This window comes from Endozoicomonas sp. ONNA1 (assembly GCF_024606325.1).
Classification (GTDB): domain Bacteria; phylum Pseudomonadota; class Gammaproteobacteria; order Pseudomonadales; family Endozoicomonadaceae; genus Endozoicomonas_A.
On sequence record NZ_JAHHPN010000890.1, the window covers coordinates 1 to 2,319 of the forward strand.

Below are 2,319 nucleotides of genomic sequence, written 5' to 3' on the forward strand. Positions count from 1 at the left end.
TGCAAATCCTGAAAAAGCAAAAAGAACCGTAAACGCAGCCAGACAACCAAAAGACCTGAAGCCAGGCATCAGAGTATCAAATGAGCTATTTAATGCAAAAATACATGACCAGTATTTATTTCAACTGGATAACAATATTATTAAAGAAGTCAGATTGATTGAGGCAAATCCGGAAAGGTTTTTACAACAGACAGAAAAAAAAATCTCAGCATTCAAAAAGGCTGTTGTAAAAAATAAAAATCCAACAAACGAGCTTGGACTGGGCTATTACTCTTTTCTCAAGGCACTGGCCATGATGAGGGCCAAAATGTCAGATGATGACAAAACCATTGAGTTGTCCTTTAGTCCGGAAGTCAGGCGCAGAGCCAAAGAGATAGAAGAAGCTATTTCAATTTCTGTACTACATTGCTTCCCTTATGTCAGGATGCTCAGGTTGTTTTATGAACATGTTATGCAAGGAGAGGCTCAGGAAAAAATAATAAATGCTTATTTCTCAGCATTGTCGGGAGTGTCACAATCTATTGAGATTTTATTGGCATATGAGTCAAATCCATCGGTTCTGGGCGGGATGTTACTCAAGTGGCTGGTAGTGATTCCAAAGCCTTTCGAACTGAAACTGGCTTTTGATAGAGACACTTACATGGAAAATCCGAAAAGCAATATTCCGGGTAGGATAACGCCTTCTATACGTTTACTCAGAGAGTTTTTGGAGCAACTTCCGATAAAAGGCTCTGATGGCGCAGTTGATCTTATCTTGAATCGTATGAGCCAGCAATTTACAGATAGCCAGCATCTGCCAGACGAACAACAGGAACAAGTCGCAACGGGAGCCAGAGCGGCAGCAGAGGTTGCAGCAAAAGCGAACGCAGACGCGAAAGCGGCGGCAAAAGCTGCAGCAAAAGCGAACGCAGACGCGAAAGTGGCGGCAAAAGCTGCAGCAAAAGCGAACGCAGACGCGAAAGCGGCGGCAAAAGCGAATGCAGACACACAAGCGACAGCAATAGCGGCAGTGGAAGCGACAGCGTTAGCGACAGCGGCAGCAGCAGCGGCCATGGAAGCGACAGCAGCAGCAACAATGACGGCGAAAGCAGCAGGATTAGCTACAACAGAGGCAGTAGAAGAAACAGCAAGGCAAGCGGAAGAGCAAGCAATATTAAGATTGATACTTTACTTTGCCACTGGTCGACCGGACTTACTGGACTTTTATACCCTCGATTTATCGTCAATTCTCATTCGCTTTTCTGTGCTGGAGTTTGTTGAAGATGCACCAAACTCATTGCTTACCGCACTCCTGATAGAGTTGCAAGAGACATTCGCTGAAAATATTGATCCTGAGAAACGGTCAAATGCGGATCTTATAGAACTTGCTTTTCATCTGGTTGGTGCATCACCAGAAGCAGAGCCGCTTTTATATCATCTTAAAAGCCTTAAACCCACTGACCAAGCCCGCACTACCGCCCTTCATTTTGGTCATGACTTACAATTTCTAACAAAATTAATTGAAATGTCTCCTGAACTGGTCAGTAAGGACAACATATCGTATTGGTACAACACCCTTTTATTGGTTCACGAGTCGATTATCAGGCAAATTGGTGGCAACCCGGAAAAGGCCATCAAGCTCCAGGGTGATTCAGGAGGTTGGATATCATTACGCAAATTGTTTATAAGACATATATGGCATGGGCCACCCACGGTTAAATATAATGCTGTATCATGGTATAGCAACTACGCTGTTTTTCACAGTAACAACTTGGAAAAGTTCTCTGCCGGAAACGAAAGTGCTTTTATTGCTGCTATTAAACAATCCAGAGAAGTTGGCTATCAGATATTAAAACAACAGTTAGACAAGTATGATGATAAAACGGATTCTCAATCATTACAAATGTCAGGCTGGCTTCATTGCCTGGCTGGGTTAACGCTTCTGGAGGCAGAGATAAGTTCTGACCACAAACAGGTAGTATTAACCGGTCGCAAAAGGGCACTGACCAGTGCACATGATCACTTCAGGAAATCGCGTCAAGCCGGCTTCCCTTATGGAGGTTATCTTGAATCACTCGTGGGTATGCGCCTGGACAGCTACCAGTATTATCAGAGTCAGACATCCGAAGCCACACAAACAGCCCCAACCAACAAGCCTGTTATTCAATACACGTCGACCAAAAAGCCGGCGGAAAAGATCTTTATTGAAGCGGGTAAGATTGTTACTGAACTTTTACCTGAGCTGATAGTGAGCTCTATATGTGGAGTACGTTTTGCGGCTGAAGCAGCCATCAGAATCTTTACTGATGAACGGTTTAATCTTCTGCACATCCCACAGGC

Annotated in this window: 1 protein-coding gene; it reads left to right on the forward strand. The window is 44.0% G+C overall.

The features are described from left to right. The coding region (locus tag KDK19_RS20995; protein WP_257255334.1) for a hypothetical protein at positions 1 to 2,319 on the forward strand (2,319 nt) is incomplete at both ends.